A 2,830-nucleotide genomic window follows, 5' to 3' on the forward strand; every position below is an offset into this window, starting at 1 on the left:
TATACAAAAAATAGCAAGAAAGATTGTCCAAAATAAATAAAAAAAAAGGTAATATTAGGATAAATAAAAAATAAGGTTATCAGAGAGTTATTAAAGATAATTCTTATTGGGTTTAATAAAATAAAAAGTAAGGCAGATACCACATTGAGAAAAATATTACACTATACCGCGATTGTATTAAGTTTGTTTTTTATCACATCAAATGTTCAAGCTCAGGCTCCTGAAAATTTTACAAAAGCAAAAGAGATAGCAAGAGAACGTATTTATTATGATCAAAATCAAAAATCACAAGGTACTATTTATTGTGGTTGTGATTGGGAATGGGTAGGTAAATCTGGAGGACGGGTTGATTTAGCCAGTTGTGGTTATAATGTCAGAACTCAGCAAACGAGAGCGGAACGTATTGAGTGGGAGCATATTGTACCTGCATGGGTTTTTGGTCATCAACGTCAATGTTGGCAAAATGGAGGGCGAACAAATTGCGTAAAAAACGATCCTGTATTTGGCAAAATTGAAGCGGATTTACACAATTTAGCGCCATCTATTGGTGAAGTTAACGGTGATCGTAGCAATTTTAGTTTTGGACAATTACCTGCAAAAGCGCCTTACCAATATGGTCAATGTCGTAGCCGTGTTGATTTTTCTTCACGGACTTTTGAACCTCGTAATGACGTTAAAGGTCAAGTCGCAAGGGTTTATTTCTATCTGCATGATCGTTATAACCTCTCTATGTCACGTCAGCAACAACAGCTATTAATGGCTTGGGATAATGCTTATCCACCAACAGCATGGGAAAAAGAGCGTGATAACCGTATTGCTCGTATTGTTGGATATCACAATCCCTTTGTGACGGGTGAAATGAAATGGCAATTAGGGCATAAAAACAGTGGTGTTGGATTATCTGCAACAAATAGTACGTTAGTGACTAAAGCTAAAACTGAAATACCTAAGCAAATAAACACATCACAATCTGAAGATATTAAAGGTAATGTAAATAGTAAGATTTACCATTTTTCACATTGCTCGGGTTATAAAACAATGTCAGACAAAAATGCGGTTTTGTTTAAAACAGAGAGCGAGGCGATTAAGGCTGGCTATCGTTTAGCGAATAACTGCAAACAACCTTAATTGTAATTATTTTACATCCAACGACGAACGTGGCGACAATATTGTTGCCACGCTTGCGGAAATAATTCACTTAAGATTTTTTCTTCACGTACTATCGTATAGCGATCAGTAATAAAGTAAAACGCAATTGCCGCACCTAAAAATCCCCAATTACCAAAAATAAAAAACAACCCAATACTCATATCTAAAAAACCGAGATACATAGGATTGCGGCTTATTTTATAAGGACCAGCTGTCACTAATTGCCGAGGTGTGTGATTGGGATTAGGAGACGTTTTTTTTGTTTAATAAAAAAGGAGAGACAATAAAAAAGCCAGATCCCAGAAGTTGTAATGGTAAGTAAACCGAGGTAAAAAAAGAAGCCCATTTTAAGAGAGCCAGAGTGAAGTTCAAAACCGATAAATGGGATTAGGTTAAGTAGCAGCCAATAGATAAAAGGTAATCGCAAAAAATTCATTAACTCCCCCTAAAATAACATTTATTGTTATTTTTATGTTAAGTCTATCTCGTTATAAAGCATCTCAGTATTGAAAATATTTTTTCTTTTTGTCATTTATACTGTCATAAAGCTTCGTTAATTTTCACTCTAACTCCATGATGGGGAATATGAATGACAGAAGCAATGGAAATATCTCGTTACTTACAGAAAACCGGCAACAACCGTTCATTGATGTTTAATGTTCAGGATTGTGACCGGTTTTTTTGTTTTCTGCGACTAAACCGAGTCTGAAGGGGACTCATCGGTAAGTGAATGGAATATAAACAGAGATGTCGATGACTTTTTGAAGACTAACAAGGGTAAATACCACTATGAGTAGACAAAAAGCAGCAACACGTTTACGCCGAGAAAATAAACGCACCTCACGTAAAGAACAACGTAATGGAGCGCATCGAGATAATGTTATGGTTTTACCAGGCTTTGGGGATATCGATACGATTGGTATGGCGAGAGAAAAACGTGATGAGCGTGTATTATCGCCTCGCAACGAAGCTCAACGTCAATATATAAATGCAATTAAACATCAGAATCTTATCTTTGCCACAGGGGAAGCTGGCTGTGGTAAAACTTTTCTTAGTGCTGCAATGGCCGCCGATGCTTTAATTAATAAAGAAATAGAGCGTATTATAGTGACTCGACCAGTATTGCAAGCTGATGAAGACCTCGGTTTTTTACCCGGAGATATTGCTGAAAAGTTTGCACCTTATTTTCGTCCTGTTTACGACGTATTAGTTAAACGTTTAGGCGCTTCATTTTTACAATATTGTCTACGGCCTGAAATTGGTAAAGTCGAAATTGCGCCTTTCGCTTATATGCGAGGTCGTACTTTTGAAAATGCATTTGTTATTTTAGATGAAGCGCAGAATGTTACTGTAAATCAAATGAAATTATTTCTAACTAGAATGGGTGAAAATGTCACCGTTGTCGTCAATGGGGATATTACACAGTGTGATTTACCTGCTAATGTACCGTCTGGATTAGCAGATGCACTGGTTCGATTTGAGGCTAATAACCGAGTAGGGGTGATTAAATTTATGCAAGAAAGATTGTGTACGCTCTACATTATGTCAGCATGTACTTGCAGCTTATAATGATTAAAGAGAGTATGCGAAATTTTGTATAAAAATTAAAAAGGTCACATATTAATGTGACCTTTTTTATTTATATCTTTAAATAAACTATTTATTTATCTTTTTTATTAAT

General features: G+C 35.8%; 2 protein-coding genes and 1 pseudogene. 2 read left to right on the forward strand and 1 reads right to left on the reverse strand.

The features are described from left to right. Positions 1-144 precede the first annotated feature (144 nt). A complete protein-coding gene (locus BHE89_RS13895; RefSeq protein ID WP_069369017.1) occupies positions 145-1,128 on the forward strand; it encodes an endonuclease in 984 nt (327 codons plus the stop codon). 11 nt (positions 1,129-1,139) lie between these two features. Here BHE89_RS13895 and BHE89_RS25845 read toward each other — a convergent pair whose 3' ends face one another. Continuing rightward, a complete protein-coding gene (locus tag BHE89_RS25845; RefSeq protein ID WP_286146148.1) occupies positions 1,140-1,331 on the reverse strand; it encodes a methyltransferase family protein in 192 nt (63 codons plus the stop codon). A gap of 607 nt (positions 1,332-1,938) precedes the next feature. Between BHE89_RS25845 and phoH the strand changes: the two are divergent. After that, positions 1,939-2,725 (forward strand): annotated as a pseudogene (gene phoH, locus BHE89_RS13905) (phosphate starvation-inducible protein PhoH). Positions 2,726-2,830: the final 105 nt, after the last annotated feature.

Origin of the sequence: Shigella sp. FC1967 (assembly GCF_001743005.1) — a bacterium.
GTDB lineage: Bacteria > Pseudomonadota > Gammaproteobacteria > Enterobacterales > Enterobacteriaceae > Proteus.

Bases quoted from the DNA above. Each gene is read 5' to 3' on its own strand.
- BHE89_RS25845 (WP_286146148.1), bottom strand. From the start codon at position 1,331: ATGTATCTCGGTTTTTTAGATATGAGTATTGGGTTGTTTTTTATTTTT.